Consider the following 20,188-nt stretch of genomic DNA (forward strand, 5'->3'; position numbering starts at 1 on the left):
GCGAGGTCGTCGCGGTGCTCGTCGAGCAGCTCGGCGAGCCGGACGAGGACGCGCCCCCGGTCGCCGGGCGCGAGCCGGGGCCACGGCCCGTGGTCGAAGGCCCGCCGGGCGGCGGCCACGGCGGCGTCGACCTCGGCGGGTCCGCCGTCGGCGACCTCGGCCAGCGGCTGCCCGTCGCGGGGCGAGACCACGCGGAAGACGCCGCCGCCTCCCGGCTCCTCGACACCGTCGACGAGATGGGTACGGGGTGGGGTGAACGCCTTGGCCCGGGCGAGCCAGTCGTCATGGGTGATGGTCATACGAGCCTCCAGGAATGCCGGTCGGGGATCACCGTGTACGTCGCCTGCGCACCCGCTCGCCGACCACCCCCGCCCCCAGCACCACCGGCACGGACAGCTCCAGCCACAGCGCCGTGCCGCCGTCCCCGCCGATCAGCGTCGTGAAGTTCGCCAGGATCAGCCACACCGCCCCCGCGAGCCCCACCGCCCCCAGCACCGGCGCGACCACCGTGTGCCACACCCGCCGGTCGACCCGGCGCCGCCGGAAGTACACGACGACGGACACCGACGTCAGCAGGTAGAGCAGCATCATCGCCAGCACCGCGAGCCCGCTGAACCAGGAGAAGAGGGTCAGCACCGGGTCCTTCCCGGCCATCGCGAAGGGCACGACGAGCAGCACCGCCGCCGAGGTCTGCACGCACCCCGCGGCCCAGGGCGAGCGCCGGGAGTTGAGCCGGCACAGCCCGCCGGGAAGCAGGCCGTCGCGCCCGAGGGAGAACAGGTAGCGGTTCGCGGAGTTGTGGAAGGTGAGGACGCCCGCGAACAGCGAGGTGGCGAGGAGGACCGGCAGCACGTCGTCCGCCCACCCGCCGAACAGGGAGGCCACGGGCGCGAACACGAACGACGCCGAGTCCCCGCCGGCCAGCGCCTTCCCCGCCGCCCCGGGCGCCGCCGAGGCGCCGTACGCCGAGATCAGCATCCAGGACGTCAGCGCGAAGAACCCGGTCACGACCACCACCGACAGGTACGTGGCACGCGGCACCGTCTTCTTCGGCTCGCGCGCCTCCTCGCCGTAGATCGCGGTCGCCTCGAACCCGAACATGGACGCCACGGCGAACATCACGGCCACCCCCGGAGCCCCCTGGAGCGCGGCCGAGGCGGAGAAGCTCTCGGCGACGCCGAGCCCCTCGGGACCGCCCCCGCGCAGGAGCGTGACCACCCCGAACACCAGCAGGACGCCGAACTCGGCGAGCACGAACACCGCGAGGACCCGCGCCCCCACCTCGATCCCGGCCGCCCCGAGCGCCTGGACGACGGCCATGGTGGCCAGCGTGTACAGCCACCACGGCAGATCGACCCCGGCACGGTCGGCGAACAGCCCGGCGACGATCGAGCCGTACAGCCCGTACATGGCCGCCTGGATCACGCAGTACGCGAAGAGCGCGACGCCCGCGCTCCCGGCCCCGGCAGTGCGGCCGAGGCCCGCGCCGATGTACGTGGAGAAGGCGCCCGCGCCCACGACGTGCCGCCCCATGGCGACGAACCCGACGGAGAAGAGCAGGATCACGGCCCCGGCGAGGAGGTACGCGGCCGGGGTGCCGGCGCCGTTGCCGAGGGCGATCGATATCGGTGCCGCCCCGGCGATCCCCGTGAGCGGGGCCTGACCGGACAGCACGAAGAAGAGGATGCCCAGGACGCCGAGGGCGTCGGGCTTGAGGGCGGGGGCGTCCGGTTGGGTCCGCCGCGCGGGGACCGTCTGACTGTCCACTCGGGTCACCTTCGGAAGAGAGAGGGGGGTCGTTTCAGGTCAAACGAATTGACTCATGGTGGGCCCGAACCAGCCCCGTGACAAGGGATCGGGAAGCCCCGGTACGCCGGCCCTCAGGTCACTGCGCGGCGAGCCGCTCCAGCAGCGCGCGCAGCTCCGCGAGCGCCTCCTCGGTGACCTCGCGCTCACCGAACACCAGCTGATGCAGGACGAGCCCCTCCAGCGCGGCGAAGACCAGCCGGGACAGGCCCCGGCTCACCGGCTCCGGCAGGAACCGCGCCACCTCGTGCGCGCTCGCCTCGAAGTACTCCTCGTACAGCGCGCGCAGATGCGGCAGCAGCTCCGGCCTGCGCCGCGCCTCCAACAGCAACTCGTACTGGAACGCCTGGAGTTCGGGCCCCGACTCGACCATGTCGACCAGCGCCCCGCTGAACCCGGCGGCCTCCTGTCCCCCCGCGCCGAGCGCGCTGCGCTCCAGGGAGGAGCGGACGGCGTGGGTGACGGCCTCCTCGATCAGCGCGTCCCGCGACCCGAAGTGGTGCACGACGAGCCCATGGGTGACCCCGGCCTCCTCGGCGACCGCCCGGTACGTCAGCTTCCGCAGCCCGCCCCGGGCGACGACCCGGACAGCCGCGTCCAGCAGCGCCACCCGCCCCGACCCGTAGTCGGTCACGCGCTTGCGGGGGCGGCGCCCACCTGCGGGCTCGACGGGGTCGGTCATACGGCCGACCCTACCGGCGCCGGCGCTCACCGCTGCGGCGGCCTGATCCCCCGGAACTCCCAGTCGCCGCCGAGCGCGGTGGACAGGACCTCCTCCGACTCGGTGGGCTGCGCGCCGACGTCGGCGCGGATCGGGGTGGGCCCGGCGACGACGTGGCTGGTGAGCCTGCCGAGGCCCTCGACCTCGACCTCCACGACGTCCCCGGGCCGCACGGGCCGCGAGCCCGCCGGGGTACCGGAGAGCAGGACGTCGCCGGGGTACAGGGTGATGGTGCGGGCGATGTCGGCGACGAGGTAGTGCATGTCCCACTGCATCTCGTCGGTCGAACCGTCCTGCGCGACACGCCCGTTGACGTACGTCCGCAGCCGCTTGCCGGGGAAGTCCCAGCCGGTGACCAGACCCGGGCCGAGCGGGCACAGCGTGTCGGAGCCCTTCACCCGCAGCATCGAACCGGCGTCCGTGTCACGGAAGTCGTGCAGCCCGAAGTCGTTGGCGATCGTGTACCCGGCGATGAACTCCCCCGCCTCGGCAGGGGAGATGTTGCGCGCGGTCCGCCCGATCACGATGGCGACCTCGCCCTCGTAGTTGAGCCACGTACAGCCCTCGGGGCGGACCACGGCGCCCCGGTGGGAGTTGAGGGAGGAGGTCGGCTTGTGGAAGTAGGTGGGCGTATCGGGGAGCTGGATCCGGAACTCCTCGACGCGGCTGCGGTGGTTGAGGTGGACGGCGATCACCTTGGACGGCACGACCGGCGGCAGGTGGTGGGCCTCGTCGGTCCTGACGCGGCGGCCGTCCCCGGCGACGAGGTCGTCCCCGTCGGGGGTGACCTGGACGGCGGCGCCGTCCAGGAGGATGCGGCGGTACTCGGTCATGGCGTGTCCTTCCGTGCGGGGCGGTCGCCGGTCCAGCCGTCGGCGGGCCGGTCGAACCAGAGGTGGACCTGTCCGGTTCCGACGGAGTTCTCGTACTCCCCGTACTGCCGGCCCTTCGCCAGGCAGCGCTGTTCGCCCAGCGCGCCGGCCATCATCAGGTAGTGGAAGAACTTCGCCTCGGGCTTCACCTTCCAGAACGCGTCCATCGTGTCGAGGACCTTGTCGTGCCGGCCCTCCTGGAACCAGGCGATCCGCTCAAGGTCGGCCTCGCGGGCCTCGGGCGTGCGGATGTGCGCCGGATCGCTCGACTCGTGGTCCCGCAACTCGCGCAGCGGCCAGAAGGTGTGCGAGAGGGCGCCGGACGCGATGAGCAGGACGCGGCGTCCCGGGGTGGCGGCGATGCCGTCGGCCAGGGCGCGGCCGAGGCGCAGGTGGTCCTCCATGTCGCCGGTCTGGCAGACGCCGATGCTCACCCAGCGCTTGTCAGGAAGGCCCTCGCCGAGGAACTTCCACAGGTTGACGGTGGCGTAGTAGACCGGCAGGTACGTGTCGTCGATCGCGGTGATCCAGGTGCCGTGCCTGTCGGCGAACCTCTCGATGCTGGCGGCGAGTTCGGGGTCGCCGGGGAAGTCGTACGGCATCCGGCACATGCCGCGCGGCAGCTCCTCGGACGTGAACAGGCCCGCCCGGCGCGGCTGCGCGGTGACGACGAACTCGACCGTGGTCGCCCAGTGGGAGTCCAGGACGACGACGGTGTCGTAGTCGTCGGACTCGAAGACGTCCTTCCGGAGCTGCTGGAGACCGGTGACGAGGGTGATCTCCTTGCCCTCGTTGAGTTCCCGCCGGGTGGCCTCGGGCAGGACGATGGTGGGGACGTGGGCGAGCAGGCCCGCGCCGACGATCTCACCCATGGCTGTGCCATCCGTTCGGGGCGGTGACGGTGTTCTTCAGGTCGCAGTAGAAGTCGAAGCTCCAGGTCCCGCCCTCGCGGCCGACGCCGGAGAGCCGGGAGCCGCCGAAGGGCGCCCGGAGATCGCGGACGAAGAAGCAGTTCACCCAGACCGTGCCCGCGACGAGCCGCGCGGTGACGCGTTCGGCGCGTTCGGGGTCGCCGGTGGCGAGGGTGGCGGCGAGCCCGAAGCGGGTGCCGTTGGCGAGGCGGACGGCCTCGTCCTCGTCGGCGAAGGTCTGGAGGGTCAGGACCGGGCCGAAGACCTCCTCCTGCACGATCTCCGAGTCCTGGTCGACACCGGTGAGGAGGGTCGGCGCGTAGTACTGGCCGCCGCCCGGACGGCCGCCGATGACGGCGCGGGCCCCCTCGGCGAGCGCCCGCCGGACGAAGCCGTCGATCTTCTCCAGCTGCCGGGGATGGATGGTCGGCCCGATGTCGGTGGCCTCGTCACGCGGGTCACCCTGCCGCAGAGCAGCCGCCTTGGCGACGAAACGCTCCGTGAACTCCTCGGCGACGGTGTTCTCGACGAGGATGCGCGTCGCCGCCAGACAGACCTGGCCGGCGTTGTCGTACTGCTCCACCGCGAGGTCCACGGCGAGGTCCAGGTCGGCGTCCGCGAACACCAGCAGGGGGGACTTGCCGCCGAGTTCGAGGCTCAGCGGCGTCAGGTTCGCGGCGGCCGAGGCGGCGATGCGACGCGCCGTCGGCACGGACCCGGTGAAGCTGATGCGCCGTACGTCGGGGTGCGAGGTGAGGGCGTCGCCGACCTCGGCGCCGTAGCCCTGGACGACGTTCAGGACCCCGGCGGGCAGTCCCGCCCCGGCGGCGATGTCGGCGAGCAGCGAGGCCGTGAGCGGCGACCACTCGGCGGGCTTGAGGACGACGGTGTTCCCGGCGGCGAGCGCGGGGGCGACCTTCCACGTGGCCAGCATCAGGGGGGCGTTCCACGGGGTGATCAGGACACAGGGCCCGGCCGGGTCCCAGCTGACGTGGTTGGTGTGCCCCCGGGTCTCGAAGTCCTCGTGGTCCAGCCGCAGCAGCCAGTCCGCGAAGAACCGGAAGTTGTGCGCGACCCGGGGCATGACACCCCGGCGGTGGGAGCGCAACAGGGCGCCGTTGTCGGTGGTCTCGACGATCGCGAGGTCTTCGAGACGCTTCTCGACGCCGTCGGCGATGGCGTGCAGGACACGGGCGCGTTCCGCGCGGGGCGTGGCGGCCCAGGCGGGGAAGGCGTCACGGGCGGCGACGACAGCGGCCTCGGCCTCGCCGGGCCCGCCCCGGGAGATCTCGCCGAGCGCGCTGCCGTCGATGGGGGAGTGGTCGGTGAACGTACTGCCGGAGGCGACGCGCCGGCCGCCGATCCAGTGCCGGGAGTCAACGGAGACCCCGGAGACGACGATCGTGTCAGACATGAGAAGGGTTCCTTCTAAGTGAGGGGAACTGCACGCACCTAGGGGCGCGGGGAACTGCGCGATCAGTCACTACGCACCCGCACGCGACCACGAACCTCACCCGGCAGACGCTCCGGACGTGTGGGACTCCAGGAGCCGGCCGCCGTCCCAGACGACCCCCACCTGCCGGTAGTACGCGGCGATCGGCTCCCGCACCTCCAGCCGGGCCAGTTCCTCGGTGGGCGCCGCGAACAGTTCCAACTCGGCCTCGCCCACCCACGGTTGGCCCCCCGCGAAGGAGGCGGCTCCGGACTCGATCAGCTCGTCGAGCGCGAGCCCCTTCCCCTTCTCGACGGACGGCAGCCACCGGTGATGGGCCATCGGATGCCCGTTGACGAACCCGTTCGTAGGGGACGGCTCCCGCAGGGTCACCACGGCCTGGGCGAGCCGCCGGTCTGCGGCGGCCAGCGTCGCCCCGAACCGGGCCCCCGCCTCGATCCGCGGAGCGGGCCCGTACGGATGCGGACGCGTCTGATGGATCGACCCGAGCTTCTTCGGGTAGCCCTGATGCAGACCCCGCGCGATGGCGAAGTCCTTGTCGACCCAGATGAACACGCACCGCGAGTACGTCCGCCCCCGATAGGAGCAGCGCACCACCGCGAACGCCTCCTTGTACTGCGCCCGCACCGGATCGAGCAGTTCCTCCCCGGACCCCGCACAGGACTGCCAGTCGGCCCAGATCAACGCGACCGCGCCCGGCTCCTCCTCGGCCAACTCCAAAGGCTGGGGGAGCAGTTCACGCACCCGCTCCGGGTCCGTGCGGTACTCGACGGTCAGCAGATCCCCGGAGTACCGCCAGGGCGGCGGAGGAATCAACGACGACGCCCCGCTCACCGTCTTCGGCGGGAAGAACCCGCGCACACCCGTCATGACAGAGAACTCCTCACACGTTGCGACAACTCGGCACGGAACCGCGCGGCCCGCGCGACGACCTGGGCCCCGCCCAGCGCGACGACCCCGACGAGCAGCCCCTCGCGGTGGTAGCCCACGAGGACGTCACCGTCCGGGTCGCCGTCGAGGACCCGGACGTCCCCGAGCCCCAGCGAGGGCGCCCCGAACGACTGGAGCCGGAAGTCGTGCTGGTCGCTCCAGAAGGTGGGCAGCGGCGAGAACGGCGCCGGTTCGACGCGGGAACCGGAGAGGTGGCCGACGAGAACGCGCGCCGCGTGCCTCGCCGTGTCCGTGGGCATCGACCAGTGCTCGACGCGGCGCGGCACCTCGTCGTACCGCGCGTTGGGGAAGCGCGCCACGTCGCCCACCGCGACGGCCTCCGGACGTCCCCCGGCCCGCAACTGCCCGTCGGTCAGTACGCCGTCGGAGAGGTCGAGCCCGTTGCCGTCGAGCCACTCGGTGTTGGCGACGGACCCGACCGACTCCACGACGACGTCGGCCTCCAGCACCGCCCCGTTGGAGAGCACCACCCCGCTGACCCGCTCATCGCCCTCGAACCCGGCGACCCCGGCCCCGAGGACGAACCGCACCCCTCGCCGCCGATGCCGCTCCAACAGGCACCCGGCGAGCAGGTCCCCGAGCGGCCCCACCAGGGGCAGCGCCAGCGGATCGACGACGGTCACCGAGCCCGCGCCGAGCGCCACCGCCGTAGCGGCGACCTCGCACCCGATGAACCCGGCCCCCACCACGACGACCCGCACCCCCGGCCGGGTCAGCTCCCCGCGCAGTGCGCGCGCGTCGGCGATCGTCCGCACCGTGTGGCGCCCGGCGAGCGGCCCGGGACAGCGCAGGCGCCGGGGCCGGGTCCCGGTGGCGATCACCAGCCCGTCGTACGACAGCCGCTCCCCGTCGGCGAGGTGGACGGTCCGCCGGTCGAGGTCGGCGGCGGTGACCGCCGTGCCGAGCCGCCAGTTCACGTCCGCGACGCTCGCGCGGGGGCGGAAGGCGAGCGACTCGAAGGGCGCCCGCCCCGCGAGGGCTTCCTTGGACAAGGGGGGCCGGTTGTAGGGCATGTGGGGTTCGTCGCCGACGACGGTGACCGGACCCGTCCAGCCGGCGGCGCGGAGCTGTTCGGCGGCGCGCAGCCCGGCCAGGGAGGCGCCGGCCACGAGGACGCTCGTGCGCACGGGCTCAGTCCTCGATCCGGATGGCCTGGAGGGGGCACACGTCGGCGGCCTCCTCGACCTCTTCGCGCAGCGCCTCGCCGGGGTCGGAGACGTGGGCGAGGTGTCCGGCGTCGTCGAAGCGGAAGACGTCGGGGGCGGCGAAGACGCACTGGCCGTGGTCCTGGCACTTGTTCATGTCGACGACGACCTTCATGGCCGGTCCTCCCGGGTTCTCAGGGGTGTCGCCCAGTTCGTTTGATGCCAAACAACATAGGGACGGCCGTACCCCCGGTCAAGAGCTGTCCAGATGGATAAATATCTGCGGCGCACCCCTTGCGGGGCCGGGGGCCCATCCCTACCGTTTGGTGCCAAACAAGAGGAGGTACCGGTGAGCGCATCTGTCCACCACCACCTGGAGCGGCTGGCCGCCGAAGGCATCGACGTCGTCCGCGTGACCTATCCCGACCTCATCGGCACCGAACGCGCCCGGGACGTCCTGCTCGACCACCTCCCCGACGCCGCCGGCCACGGCCTCGCCTTCTGCCGCGCCGTTTACCACACCAGCCCCCAGGGCGACGTCGTCCCCGTGACCGGCGGACTCGACGCCGGACTCCCCGACATCCGCGTCCACCCCGACCTCGACACCCTGATCGCCCTGCCCTGGGAACCCGGCGTCGCCGCCTGCCTCGGCGACGTCACCGACCCCGCCACCGGACTCCCCGCCCCCGAATCGCCGCGCGACCTCCTGCGCACCGTCCTCGACCGCTGCCACGCCCACGGACTGCGCCCCGTCGTCGGACCCGAGCTGGAGTACGTCCTGTGCGACCCCGCCCCCGACACCCCGGCCGGCTGGCGCCGCTACAGCGAGGCCACCGGCGTCGTCTACACCGCCGGACTGCGCGCCGACGGCGACAACCACCTGCTGCGCACCCTGCGCCAGCTGCGCGACCTCGGGATCGGCGTCAGCGGCGGCAACCACGAGTTCGACGGCTCGCAGTTCGAGATCAACCTGACCCACGCGGACGCCCTCATCGCCGCCGACCGCGCCTTCCGCTTCAAGTCCGCCGTCAAGGAACTCGCCCGCAAGGAGGGCCGCCTCGCCACCTTCATGGCGAAACCCTTCAACACGGCCGGCGGCTCCGGCTTCCACCTCCACCTCTCGTGCACCGGCCCCGAGGGCGCCAACGCCTTCGACGACCCCTCGGCCCCCCACGGCCTGTCGGCCACCGCACGCCACGCCATCGCCGGAATCCTCGCCCACGCCCCCGCCCTGGCCGCGCTCGCCAACCCCACCGTCAACTCCTATAAGCGCTTCGGCCCCGACACCCTCGCCCCCTGGCTGATCGACTGGGGACTCGACAACCGCAGCGCCATGGTCCGTATCCCGCCCGAACGCGGCGCCGCCGCCCGCCTCGAACTGCGCCTCGGCGACGCAAGCGCCAACCCCTACCTGCTGATCGCCGGCACGATCGCCGCCGCCCTGCTGGGCATCCAGGCCGCCCAGGAACCCCCCGCACCGCTGGAGGGATACGGCTACGACGCCGCCCGGTCGGCCACGCTCCCGACGACCCTGCCCGCCGCGCTCGACGCGCTGGAGGCCGACACCGCGCTCACCGAACTCCTCGGCAAGGACTTCACGGCCTCCTACCTGACGTACAAGCGGGACGAGGTCGCGCGGTTCCGGCGGTACGTCACCGACTGGGAGTTCACCGAGTACGCGTACCACCTGTGAGCCACGAGGAGTCCACGACCATGATGCCCAGCCCCGTCACCGACGCCGTCCGCGAGCCGATGCCGCTCGGCGACGTCGACCTCACCGACCTCGACCGCTTCACCGACGGCGTCACCCCCTGGCGGATGTTCCACACCCTGCGCCACGAGGACCCCGTCCACTGGCAGCCCGAAGCGGCCCCCAACTCCGGCTTCTGGGCGGTCACCCGGCACGCCGACATCGCCCGCGTCGACCGCGACACCGACACCTTCACCTCCACCCGGTTCGTCAACCTCGAAGAGGTCGACGACGACCAGATCGCGAAACGCGCCTCCATCCTGGAACTCGACGGCGTCCGCCACCGCGCCCTGCGCGCCCTCCTGCAACGGCAGTTCGGCGCGAACGTCATCAACAGCTACGCCGACTTCCTGCGCGGACTGACCGCCACCACCCTCGACACCGCCCTCGCCAAGGGCACCTTCGACTTCGTCGAGGAGATCTCCGCCGACTTCCCCATCAACGTCCTCGCCCGCCTCCTCGACGTACCCCCCGAGGACAACCGGCGGCTCATCGACTGGGGCAACCGCATCATCGGCAACACCGACCCCGACTACGCGGACGTCCTCCTGCACAGCGAGGAGAGCGAGCGGTACCGCGACCTGCCCTTCCGCTCCCCGGCCTCGCTCGAAGTCTTCGCGTACGGCCGTGAACTGGCCGGGCGGCGGCGCGGCGGCGACGGCACCGACCTGGTGTCGAAGCTGGTGAACACCACCCCGAAGGACGGTGTGCCGCTCTCGCCGCAGGACTTCGACAACTACTTCCTGCTCCTGGTCGTCGCCGGGAACGAGACCACCCGGCACACCATCACCCACTCCATGCTGGCCCTCCTCCAGCACCCCGAGCAGCTCGCCCGCCTCCAGTCCGACCCCGCCCTGATCCCGGGCGCGGTCGAGGAGTTCCTGCGCTGGGCCTCGCCCGTCTACCACTTCCGCCGCACCGCCACCCGCGACACCGAACTCGGCGGCAAACACATCAAGGAGGGCGACAAGGTCGTCATGTGGTTCGCCTCCGGCAACCGCGACGAAGCCGTCTTCGGCGACCCCTACGACTTCGACGTCACCCGCACCGGCAACGACCACGTCACCTTCGGCAAGGGCGGCCCCCACCTCTGCCTCGGCAACCTCCTCGCCCGCACCGAGATCCGCATCATGTTCGAGGAACTGATCCCACGCCTCGAGAGCATCCGCCTCACCGGGGACGTCCCCTGCGTCCGCTCCAACTTCGTCAACGGGATCAAACGGCTGCCGGTGGCGGTGACCGTGCGCTGATCGGTCATCAAGTCGGCCTGATTATCCCGGAGTTGACATTGATCGCGACCTCACGCAACCCCTAATGTGATCGCGTACTGTCAATTCATGGGAGGCGTCCTTCGTGGCCCGAGCGTTGAGTTTGCTGTCGTCCGCGGTTCTCACGTGCAGCGTTCTGCTGGGGGCCGGCACACCGGCCGTCGCGGCCGGCCCCGAGCCGGAGGTCATCCCCATCGACCTGCTGCTCGCCGGCTCCTACACCGACGCGTCCCGCGAGGCGATCGCGATCTGGAACAAGGCGGTCCCGACGATCAAGTTCGTCGAGCAGGACACTCCGGCGGCCCTGCGCGTCATGGAGTACAAGACAGCCAAGGGCATCCGCTCCCACGTCAACATCAAGGGCGCGGGCCGGGGATGGGTCTACCTGGAAGTCGGCGACGCCGCCCTGATCAAGCCCTCCCGCATCGTCGTCCACGAACTCGGCCACATCCTCTCCCTGCCCGACCTCGGCCCCGGCAGCCCCTGCTCCAAAGTGATGTCCGGCGCCTGGGCAGGCGACGACTGCACCAACGACCAGCCCGACACCGCCGAAATCACCGAGGTCACGACCTTCTTCGCGACGAACAACGTCGGCGACCGGGTGCCTTGGTGGGGCTCGTAACACCCGACCGCCCCACACCCCGCCGGACTCGCCTCGCCTTTCGGCCTCGACGACCCCGGCTCGGCCTCGGGCGTTTGGTCGGACACGCGGTCCGGGGTCTACAGGATCACGACGGTCCCGGGCGGAACGGGTCCCTCGCCCGCGTAGGTGTCGCCTCGTTGCACCGCTGGTACGTCGTCCTCGGTGAGGGTCAGGCTCGGCCAGGGGGCGGCGAGTGTGTTGTCGTCCAGGGGGATGCCGAGGGTGTTGAGGAGGAGGGCCACTATGGGCGCTGCTCCGGTCTCATCCCCCTCGTGCGTGCCGGGTTCGAAGTTCTCGACGCAGACGCCGTCGCGCCAGTGCTGGAAGACGTCGATGCCGTCGGTGGTGAGGATGCTGTATGTCTCGGTGCCCCGGGACAGTTCCGTGAGCGGTTCTGCCAGGGAGCCGGTGACGCCGTCCTCCTCGACGCAGAACGTCCACCCGCCGAGTGTTCCGGCGCGCAGGAGCGAGACTCCGTCCTCGCCGGTGAGGAGGTCCGACGCGGTGTCCCAGTCGAGCAGGCGCGCGCGGCCGGGGTCGGCCCCGTACCGGGCGAACACCTCCTCAGGGCTCAGCCCGCGAGTGAAGGTGACGCACATCCAGGCCGTTGCCCAGCGGAGCGAAGCCGTCGCGTTCATGTCCATGTGTGCCGCCCCCGTCGTCGCGTGGCGCCATGCTACGGGCCGTGCGCCCGCTGAGACGGCTGCCCGGGGATCGGTCCCGGTGCGCGAGCGCGACGGCGTCGTGGGAGGGGCCGCCGGGAGCGGGCCCTCCCACGGGTCGGGTCAGAAGCCCAGCTTCCACTTCTGGTAGCCGCCGCCGTTGCAGCCCGTCACATAGGCGGCGCCGGCGTAGTTGCTGTCCACGCAGGTGTTGAACAAGAGGTTCGTCAGCTCGATCCGGTCCCAGCCCGAACCCTTGGCGGCGAAACTCTGGTTCGCGCTGGGGCTGGCGGATTCGGTGCACCAGTAGGTCGTCAGCGCGCCGTTGGCGTTGACGTGCAGGCATCTTCCGGTCGCCTTGTTCTTCACCTGCACCACGTCATAGGTGTTGTGGCGGATGTAGATCGGCTGCCAGGTCTGGTAGGCGTTCCCCTGCTGGCAGGGCAGCGTGTAGATGCTGCCCGTGTCGTCGGCGTCCAGACAGCGCCCGGTCTCCCAGTTGCGCAGGAGGTTCTCCCCGACGTACGCGGAGGCGGGGGTCGTGCTCATGAACAGGGCCCCCACGGACATCCCCACGGCGAGGGCCGCCGTCGATCCACGCCGGGCGAGACGCCCGAGGGACGTCCGGACGGGCGACTGCGTGGACGTGTTCAGCTCTTCCGTATGCACCATGCCTGGTTCCTCTTCTCCCCTTGACACATCACCGATCGAGACAGGGACGGCCGTCCTCGGACGAGGATGCTGCCAGGCGGCATCGGCCGATCCAGGGCTCTCGGCCCTCCAGCCGCTAAGTACAGGGAAAACTGCCGCGAACCCGCCGGCGTGAAGTGGTTGACCTGATTCCGCCCGAAACCCCTTCCGTGAACGATCTTGTGAATGGCACGATCGGGGCCGCGTACACATCTCGTTCACATCTCCTGACCGAAAGCGTGACCGTCAGCCCATGCGTATATCCCTCGGCGTGGCACGCCGCACCACGGGAGTGGCCGTGCTCTCCCTGGCCACCGCCCTGACCGGGCTCGCCTTCCCCGCCACCGCGCAGGCGGCCGTGACCTGCGCGCCCGGCGTGTGGAAGGCCCAGTACTACGCGGGCACCGCACTCACCGGCACCCCGAAGGCCACCGTCTGCGACACCGCCATCGCCGAGAACTACGGCCTCGGCGACCCCGCCGGCGTCACCCTGCCGAGGGACAGGTTCGGCGTCCGCTGGACCACCACCCGCGACTTCGGCTCCGGCGGCCCCTTCGACCTGACCCTCGCCGTCCAGGACGGTGCCCGCGTCTACCTCGACGGCTCCCGCAAGATCGACCTGTGGCGCGACGTCAGCCGGACGCAGAAGAAGACCCTGCGTCTCACCGTCCCGCGCGGCACCCACACCCTGCGCGTGGACTTCGCCGCCTTCACCGGCGCCGCAGACATCGCCTTCGCCTACCGGCCTGTCACCGGCGCCGCCGACAGGACCGCCCCCCTGGCCCCGTCCGGCGTGAAGGCCGGCTACGCCCCGGCGACCCTGAGGGCGAGCCTGGCCTGGTCCCGCAACCACGAACTGGACCTGTCCGGTTACCGCGTCTACCGCCGCACCGGCGCCACCGGCGCCTGGAGCGCGCTCACCGGCGCCCCGACCACGGCCGCCGCCTTCACCGACACACCGCCGGCCACCGGCGCCACCTACGAGTACGCCCTGCGCGCCGCCGACCGCACCGGCAACCTCTCCCCACTGTCCGCCCCGGTACGCGTCGCCAGCGCCGACAGGACGGCCCCCACCACCCCGACCGGACTCACGGCCACGTACGACGACTTCGGCGCCCGGCTCTCCTGGTCCGCGGTGACCGGGGCGAGCGCCTACGAGGTGCAGCGCTCCAGCACGCCCGAAGGGCCGTACACGTCCCTCTCCGTGCCCACGCAGAGCACGGCCCTGACCGACCCCGCCGCCACCGCCGGCACGACCCACCACTACCGCGTACGGGCCCTGGACAGCGCCGGCAACGCCTCCGCGTACTCCGCGCCCGTCCGGCTCGACGCGACCGAGCCCAGGCCCCTGCCGCCGGCCGGGGTCTCCGCGAACGGCTGGGTCGACCGCAACACCGTCGGCTGGCGCTACGAGGGCGACGCCGCCCACCGGTTCAATGTCTACGCCGCCGAGTCGCCCGACGGCCCCTGGACCCGGCTGACCGGGACCCCGGTCACCGGCCCCGCCTACGACGACTTCACGGCGCCCGTCGGGCAGGCGCGCCACTACCAGGTCAGGACGGTCACGGCGCACGGCACGGAGTCGAACCCGTCGGCGACGGCCTCGGCCACCCGTACCGGCGACGTCACCCCGCCGCACATGCCGTACGGCCTGGACGCGTGGAACGGCACCGACGGCGTGCACATCGCCTGGACGGCCAACACCGACGACACGGACCACTACCTCGTCCTGCGCAAGCCGATGTTCGGCGGCTGGGAGCAGATCGCCGTGGTGCGGGGCGCCGCCTACCTGGACGCCGCCGCCCCGGTCGACGTGCAGTTCGGCTACACCGTCCGCGCCGTCGACGCGGCCGGCAACGTCTCCCCGATGCCCGAGCCGGGCTACGGCACGGTCTACGGCAAGCGCCTGCCGGTCCACGAGAAGCCGGCCGCACCCGCCTCGGTGACCGCGACGGCCGCGAACGGCAACGTCACGGTGGAGTGGACCGCGAGCACGTCGGCCGACGTGGCCGGCTACTACGTCTACCGCACGACCTCCCCCGACCCCACGTCGGCCTACTCGGTCTCCCCGCTCCTCAAGGGGACGACGTTCACCAACGAGAACGTGCCCGCCGGCAAGACCTGGTACTACGTCGTACGCGCCGTCAGCACGCACAGCACGTGGTCCGACTTCTCGCCGGTCGCCGACGTCACCCTGCCCTGCCCGGTCATGACCGCACCGCCCACTCCCCGGATCACCGGGGGCGGCAGGGGCGCCGACTCCGTCCGGCTCGACTGGGAGGCGGGAGCCTGCGACCAGGGGGCCAGCGCCTCGTACAACGTCTACCGGTCCACGTCCGCCTCGGACGTCTTCACCCCTGCGCGCCGCATCGCCTCGGGCGTGACACAGCCGACCTACACGGACCTCGGCCTGCCCCGGGCGTACTACTACTACGTCGTCACGGCCGTGGCCGCCGACGGCACCGAATCGGCCCCGCAGGCCAGGCCGTTCGAGATCTCGACGCAGGCGCCCTGAGCCTGCCGGAAGGGATCTGTGACGGAGAACAATCGTGGCATGTGCATGACCTGATGGGGTGTCGGGGCATACCATCGCAAGGCCCCGAAGGGCGGCCGACGGCTCGTCAGGCCCCACCGGGCCACCGGCCGTTCCTTCGTGCGCCCGGCCCCGCCGGGGCCGGAACCCCCACAGACGAAGGAGCAGCAATGCCCCTCAGCACCTGGCTCAAGGCGGGCACCTGCGCCGCCGCGCTCACCCTCGCCATGGCGAGCGCCGCGACCGCGAGCGCAACACCGACCACTCGGGCGGCAGCCGTGACCCTCCGGTACGACGACAGCCGCGCCGGAGGCTGGGAAGCCGCGATCGCGGCCGGAGTCGCCTCGTGGAACGCGAACGTGAGCAACGTCCGACTGGTGGAAGCGGCACCCGGCACCCGGGCCGAGATCGTGATCGTCGCCACCACCGGCTGGCCGCAGGCCACCCTCGGCCCCGTCCGCCCGGGCCGCCAGGTCCGCGTCGAACTCGGCAGCCAGGCCGTGGACGACGGCTACGACAAGACCCGGATCGCCGCCCACGAACTCGGGCACAGCCTCGGCCTGCCCGACACCAAACCCGGCCCCTGCTCCCAGCTGATGTCGGGATCGAGCGCGGGAACGTCCTGCACCAACGCCGTCCCCGACGCGCGGGAACGGTCCCGCGTTCAGTCCGCCTACGCCACCGCGCTCGCCCCCGCCGACGGCCGCACCCTCATCGACGCACCCTGACCACACGGCGTACGGCGCCTCCCGGGACCCCGGACAAGGGCCCCGGGAGGCGCCGTTCCGCCGTGCGAGCCGCCCCGTCCGCCCTGACGGCTCCTCCCGGGCTGCGGCCGGCTGGGGGAGCTGATCCACTGGCACCGGGAACCGTCCTGACGGAAAGAGGCACACATGTCCGCTGCGGACAACAAGGCGCTGGTGATCGCGTTCTACGAGCAGGCCTTCAACGACTACCAGCCCGAGGCCGCCGCCGCGCACCTCGGTGAGAGCTACACCCAGCACAACCCCGAGGCGCAGGACGGCCCGCAGGCCTTCGCCGGCTACGTCCACTGGCTGCGCGGGCAGTTCCCCGAACTGCGCCTGGACATCAAGCGCGCGATCGCCGAAGGGGACCTGGTGGTCACCCACAGCAATCTGCACCTCAAGCCCGGCGACCGCGGCATGGCCGTCGCCGACTTCTGGCGTGTCGCCGACGGGAAGATCGTCGAGCACTGGGACGTGATCCAGGAAGTGCCCGAGAAGAGCGCCAACGACAACACCATGTTCTGACCCCACGGCAGCCGAGCCGTACCGGAACCGGCGGAATTCCGGCGATCCCCCGGTGCGGCGGCGGAGTTTCCGCAAGCCCTCCGTGCGCCCGCCCGCCGGCGCCCCTCCTGGAGGAGTGAAACCGGACGCCGCGCGGCGGTGTTGAAAGGGTATGAGCACCGACACCGCCCCCGCCGACTGGACCGAACTCGCCGCGGCCCTGGACGCACACGGCTGTGCGCTGACCCCGCGCCTGCTCGACCCGGAGCAGTGCCGGGCGATCGCCGGCCTGTACGAGCGGACCGAGCTGTTCCGCAGCACCGTCGACATGGCCCGACACCGCTTCGGCTCCGGGACGTACCGGTATTTCACCCATGAGCTGCCCCCGGTGATCGCCGAACTGCGCGCGGCCCTCTACCCGAGGCTGCTGCCCGTCGCCCGGGACTGGGCCGCGCGGCTCGGCCGGCCGGCGCCCTGGCCGGACGAGCTGGGGGAGTGGCTGGCGAGGTGCCACGAGGCGGGACAGGACCGCTCCGCGCAGATCCTGCTCCGCTACGAGAAGGACGACTGGAACGCCCTGCACCGCGACCTCTTCGGCGACCTCGTCTTCCCCCTCCAGGTCGTGATCGGCCTCGACGAGTACGGCACCGACTACACCGGCGGAGAGTTCCTGCTCGTCGAACAGCGGCCCAGGGCCCAGTCACGCGGCACCACCGTCGCCCTGCGCCAAGGGCATGGCCTCGTCTTCACCACCCGCGACCGCCCGGTCCGCTCCCGGCGCGGCTGGTCCGCCGGAGCCGTACGGCACGGCGTCTCCACCGTCCACTCCGGCCGGCGGCACGCACTGGGCCTGGTCTTCCACGACGCGTCATGACAGCCGAGCCCCGGCGCGAGTACACCCTGCTCGGGCCCGACGGCAGGCCGTACCTCAGCCCGCTGCCGGGCACCTTGGGCGGCCACCGGGGCGGACGGCTGTACGGCCGCCTGGACTGTCCCTCCGCCGCGCGGGCCCTGGCCCGGGGCGGCTACGTCCGGCAGCGGGTGTTCTTCCCCGACGAGCCCACCGCCGTCGCCGCCGGATACCGGCCCTGCGCGGTGTGCCTGCCCGAGGCGCACCGGCGCTGGAAGGCCCACCGGACGGTGACCGCCCCACCGGACCCGACGGAAGGCGCCCCTGATGCATCGACGTGACCCCTCGCCGCTCCTCCGCCCCGCCGAGCGGGACAGGCACGGCGCGCTGCCGCCGCCCTCCCCGCACACGGCGGCCGAACTGGCCGCGCTCATCGGCCTGTTGACGGCAGCCCGGCCCCGGAACCGGACCGTGGTGACCGGACACAGCAGGGATGCCGCCTCCGTACGGACGGCCGCCGCCTTCACCGAGGCATGGGAGGCGCGCGGCGGCGCGGTTCTCGCGGTGGTCGACTGGCCGGAGACGGCGGCCTCCTGGCTGCGCGCGGCCCGCCGGATGACCGCCGAGACCCCTGACGCGTGGGTGATCGCCGCAGCGGGACCGGGGTTCGTCCAGCTTGCCCGGCGGCTGCGGCACAGCACCACCTGGGAGCCGTCGCGCACCTACGCCTTCGGGTCGCTGCGCGACGCCCGCGTCACGGCACAGGCCGGGCCCGGCGTGCTGGACGGGCTGCGCGGCGCCGACGCGGACGGCGGCCGGTGGGAGGTCCACGGCGACCAGGTCACCGCGTTTCCGTCCCGAACCAGCGACTGAGAGCGGCCCACAGGATCTGCACCCCTGTGACCTGGGCAGACGCGTTGGCCCCATCCTTCAGTGGCTCTTGCGAGAGTGCAGCCATGACACAGAGCTGTCGGAACAAGGGGGCGTGTCATGGCGACGATGCCACTGACCGGTAAAGCGTTACGCCTGGAGCGATTGTCCCGCGCGGACGACGGCCGGTACCTGTTCGTCCCGCTCGATCACTCCGTCTCCGACGGGCCGATCGTCGGCGCGGCACGGTTCCCGGCGCTGGTCGCGGACATCGCCGAGGGCGGCGCGGACGCCGTGGTCGTGCACAAGGGCCGGGCCCGGCTGATCCCGCCCGCCCTGCTGACCCGGACCGGCCTCGTCGTGCACCTGAGCGCCAGCACCAACGCCGGTCCCGACGCCGACGCCAAGGTCCTCGTCGGTGACGTCGAGGAGTGCGTACGCCTCGGCGCCGACGCCGTGAGCGTCCACGTGAACATCGGCTCCGACACCGAGCCCGCGCAGCTGAGCGACCTCGGGGCGGTGGCGGCGGCGTGCGAACGCTGGGGCATGCCGCTGATCGCGATGGTGTACCCGCGCGGCCCGAGGGTGGCGGACCCGAACCGCCCCGACCTCGTGGCGCACGCCGTGAACGTCGCAGCCGACCTCGGCGTCGACATCGTCAAGACAGTGCTCGCCGCCCCGCCGGAGCGGATGGCGGAGGTCGTGGAGAGCTCACCGCTCCCCGTCGTCGTCGCCGGCGGCGGCGGTTCGGGCGGCATCGAGGCGTTCGCCCGCTCCGCGCTGGAGACCGGCTGCGCGGGACTCGCCGTCGGCCGGCGCGTGTTCACCAGCCCCTCGCCCCGGCAGACGGTCGCGAGCCTCACCGCGATCGTCCACCCCGGCGGGCTCGCGGACCGCCGCGGGCCGTCGTCCTCACGCTCGTCCTCGACCTCTCCCGAACTGGCAGGTGCCCTGTGAAATTCGCCTGGATCGACCTTCGTTCCGTTCCCGCCGAGCGCCGTGACGCGGTCGTCGACGCCGCTGTCCACGCCCGGGTGGACGGCATCGTCGACAGCTCCTGGGAGACCCTCGCCACCCTGCCGGCCACGGTCAAACGCGTCCTGGCCGGCGAACTGCCGCAGCGGCAGGAGGGGCTCGACGACCTGATCGTGCTGCGGGACGTCACCGGCACCGACCGGCTGAACGAACTGCGCGCCCGCCACCAGTCCGGCGAGAAGGACGTCGCCGGACTCGTGGACGTCGTCGACGACCCGACGCTGACCCTGGCCTGCGAGACGGCGACCGCCCTGCCGTACACGGTGGTCCAGTTCAAGGACCCGACGAAGATCCCGCTGGAGATCGTGATCGCCGCCGCCGACCGCTCCCCGGGCCGGCTCGTCTGCCGGGCCGACGACCTGGAGGAGGCCACGGTCGTCGTCGACGTCCTGGAGAAGGGCTCCGAGGGCGTCCTGTTCGCGCCCCGCGACGCCGACGACGTCTTCCAGCTCGTGGAGATGCTGCGGGTCAAGACCCCCGACCTGGACCTGACCACCCTGACCGTCGAGTCGACCGAGCACCTCGGGCTCGGCGACCGGGTCTGCATCGACACCTGCACGCACTTCGAGAAGGACGAGGGCATGCTCATCGGCTCGTACGCGCACGGGTTCCTCCTGTGCGTGAGCGAGACCCACCCGCTGCCCTACATGCCGACCCGCCCCTTCCGCGTCAACGCGGGCGCGCTGCACAGCTACGTCTTCGGCCAGGACAACCGCACCAACTACCTCAGCGAGCTCAAGGCCGGTTCCGCGGTCCTCGCCGTCGGCGCCGACGGCCG

Annotated in this window: 22 protein-coding genes; 11 read left to right on the forward strand and 11 right to left on the reverse strand. The window is 72.1% G+C overall.

The genetic code is table 11. The features are described 5' to 3' along the window. The 9 genes from AOK24_RS19460 to AOK24_RS19500 form a co-directional block, all read right to left on the reverse strand. A partial coding sequence (locus AOK24_RS19460; RefSeq protein ID WP_159051929.1) for an aldehyde dehydrogenase family protein occupies positions 1-299 on the reverse strand: 299 nt, incomplete at its 3' end. Between the two features lie 28 nt (positions 300-327). Then, positions 328-1,767 (reverse strand): APC family permease, encoded by a 1,440-nt coding sequence (locus tag AOK24_RS19465; RefSeq protein WP_055721342.1) that lies wholly within the window; start codon positions 1,765-1,767, stop codon positions 328-330. A gap of 118 nt (positions 1,768-1,885) precedes the next feature. Continuing rightward, positions 1,886-2,488, reverse strand: coding sequence for a TetR/AcrR family transcriptional regulator (locus tag AOK24_RS19470; RefSeq protein WP_055721343.1), 603 nt, complete (start codon positions 2,486-2,488; stop codon positions 1,886-1,888). 26 nt (positions 2,489-2,514) lie between these two features. Next, the gene (locus AOK24_RS19475; RefSeq protein WP_055721344.1) at positions 2,515-3,360 is read right to left on the reverse strand and encodes a fumarylacetoacetate hydrolase family protein; all 846 of its coding nucleotides are present in this window, start codon (positions 3,358-3,360) and stop codon (positions 2,515-2,517) included. After that, a complete protein-coding gene (locus AOK24_RS19480) occupies positions 3,357-4,271 on the reverse strand; it encodes a 3,4-dihydroxyphenylacetate 2,3-dioxygenase (protein ID WP_055721345.1) in 915 nt (304 codons plus the stop codon). The genes AOK24_RS19475 and AOK24_RS19480 overlap by 4 nt, the downstream gene beginning before the upstream one ends. Next, positions 4,264-5,724, reverse strand: a complete 1,461-nt coding sequence (locus AOK24_RS19485) for an aldehyde dehydrogenase (RefSeq protein ID WP_055721346.1) — start codon at positions 5,722-5,724, stop codon at positions 4,264-4,266. The genes AOK24_RS19480 and AOK24_RS19485 overlap by 8 nt, the downstream gene beginning before the upstream one ends. A gap of 96 nt (positions 5,725-5,820) precedes the next feature. Then, the gene (locus AOK24_RS19490; RefSeq protein WP_055721347.1) at positions 5,821-6,633 is read right to left on the reverse strand and encodes an acetoacetate decarboxylase family protein; all 813 of its coding nucleotides are present in this window, start codon (positions 6,631-6,633) and stop codon (positions 5,821-5,823) included. After that, complete coding sequence (locus AOK24_RS19495; RefSeq protein WP_055721348.1) at positions 6,630-7,841, reverse strand: NAD(P)/FAD-dependent oxidoreductase; 1,212 nt, start codon at positions 7,839-7,841, stop codon at positions 6,630-6,632. Before AOK24_RS19495 ends, AOK24_RS19490 begins: the two co-directional genes overlap by 4 nt. A gap of 4 nt (positions 7,842-7,845) precedes the next feature. Beyond that, complete coding sequence (locus AOK24_RS19500) at positions 7,846-8,034, reverse strand: ferredoxin (RefSeq protein ID WP_055721349.1); 189 nt, start codon at positions 8,032-8,034, stop codon at positions 7,846-7,848. A 174-nt stretch (positions 8,035-8,208) separates the two neighbouring features. Here AOK24_RS19500 and AOK24_RS19505 point away from each other — a divergent pair, with 174 nt between their 5' ends. The 3 genes from AOK24_RS19505 (at position 8,209) to AOK24_RS19515 (ending at position 11,499) form a co-directional block, all read left to right on the forward strand. Next, entirely contained in the window at positions 8,209-9,552 is a 1,344-nt protein-coding gene (locus tag AOK24_RS19505; protein WP_055721350.1) for a glutamine synthetase family protein, read from the forward strand. Positions 9,553-9,572: 20 nt separating this feature from the next. Continuing rightward, a complete protein-coding gene (locus tag AOK24_RS19510) occupies positions 9,573-10,859 on the forward strand; it encodes a cytochrome P450 (protein WP_055721351.1) in 1,287 nt (428 codons plus the stop codon). 103 nt (positions 10,860-10,962) lie between these two features. Beyond that, positions 10,963-11,499 carry a snapalysin family zinc-dependent metalloprotease gene (locus AOK24_RS19515; protein ID WP_055721352.1) on the forward strand — a complete coding sequence of 179 codons (537 nt, stop codon included), beginning with the start codon at positions 10,963-10,965 and terminating at the stop codon, positions 11,497-11,499. Positions 11,500-11,597: 98 nt separating this feature from the next. Here the strand turns inward: AOK24_RS19515 and AOK24_RS19520 are convergent, their stop codons facing one another. Together AOK24_RS19520 and AOK24_RS19525 are read right to left on the reverse strand one after the other, a co-directional pair. After that, positions 11,598-12,164: a DUF6461 domain-containing protein gene (locus tag AOK24_RS19520; protein WP_055721353.1), complete on the reverse strand. Its 567-nt coding sequence runs from the start codon at positions 12,162-12,164 to the stop codon at positions 11,598-11,600. Positions 12,165-12,305: 141 nt separating this feature from the next. Then, positions 12,306-12,854: an RICIN domain-containing protein gene (locus AOK24_RS19525; RefSeq protein WP_055721354.1), complete on the reverse strand. Its 549-nt coding sequence runs from the start codon at positions 12,852-12,854 to the stop codon at positions 12,306-12,308. 271 nt (positions 12,855-13,125) lie between these two features. Between AOK24_RS19525 and AOK24_RS19530 the strand changes: the two genes are divergently transcribed. From AOK24_RS19530 to AOK24_RS19565, 8 genes are all read left to right on the forward strand, one after another. Beyond that, positions 13,126-15,387, forward strand: a complete 2,262-nt coding sequence (locus tag AOK24_RS19530) for a PA14 domain-containing protein (RefSeq protein WP_079056889.1) — start codon at positions 13,126-13,128, stop codon at positions 15,385-15,387. Positions 15,388-15,575: 188 nt separating this feature from the next. After that, positions 15,576-16,133, forward strand: coding sequence for a snapalysin family zinc-dependent metalloprotease (locus tag AOK24_RS19535; RefSeq protein ID WP_055721356.1), 558 nt, complete (start codon positions 15,576-15,578; stop codon positions 16,131-16,133). Positions 16,134-16,298: 165 nt separating this feature from the next. Next, positions 16,299-16,676 carry a nuclear transport factor 2 family protein gene (locus AOK24_RS19540; protein WP_055721357.1) on the forward strand — a complete coding sequence of 126 codons (378 nt, stop codon included), beginning with the start codon at positions 16,299-16,301 and terminating at the stop codon, positions 16,674-16,676. 151 nt (positions 16,677-16,827) lie between these two features. Beyond that, positions 16,828-17,529 carry a 2OG-Fe(II) oxygenase gene (locus tag AOK24_RS19545; RefSeq protein ID WP_055721358.1) on the forward strand — a complete coding sequence of 234 codons (702 nt, stop codon included), beginning with the start codon at positions 16,828-16,830 and terminating at the stop codon, positions 17,527-17,529. Continuing rightward, on the forward strand, positions 17,526-17,846 hold the full coding sequence (locus AOK24_RS19550) for an Ada metal-binding domain-containing protein (RefSeq protein ID WP_055721359.1): 321 nt from the start codon (positions 17,526-17,528) through the stop codon (positions 17,844-17,846). Before AOK24_RS19545 ends, AOK24_RS19550 begins: the two co-directional genes overlap by 4 nt. Then, complete coding sequence (locus AOK24_RS19555; RefSeq protein WP_055721360.1) at positions 17,833-18,378, forward strand: ABC transporter substrate-binding protein; 546 nt, start codon at positions 17,833-17,835, stop codon at positions 18,376-18,378. The genes AOK24_RS19550 and AOK24_RS19555 overlap by 14 nt, the downstream gene beginning before the upstream one ends. A 117-nt stretch (positions 18,379-18,495) precedes the next feature. Further along, positions 18,496-19,332: a 2-amino-3,7-dideoxy-D-threo-hept-6-ulosonate synthase gene (locus AOK24_RS19560; RefSeq protein WP_409120620.1), complete on the forward strand. Its 837-nt coding sequence runs from the start codon at positions 18,496-18,498 to the stop codon at positions 19,330-19,332. Further along, the coding region (locus tag AOK24_RS19565) for a 3-dehydroquinate synthase II domain-containing protein (RefSeq protein WP_055721361.1) at positions 19,329-20,188 on the forward strand (860 nt) is incomplete at its 3' end. The genes AOK24_RS19560 and AOK24_RS19565, both read left to right, overlap by 4 nt.

It is taken from the genome of Streptomyces niveiscabiei (genome assembly GCF_001419795.1).
Classification (GTDB): Bacteria; Actinomycetota; Actinomycetes; order Streptomycetales; family Streptomycetaceae; genus Streptomyces; species Streptomyces niveiscabiei.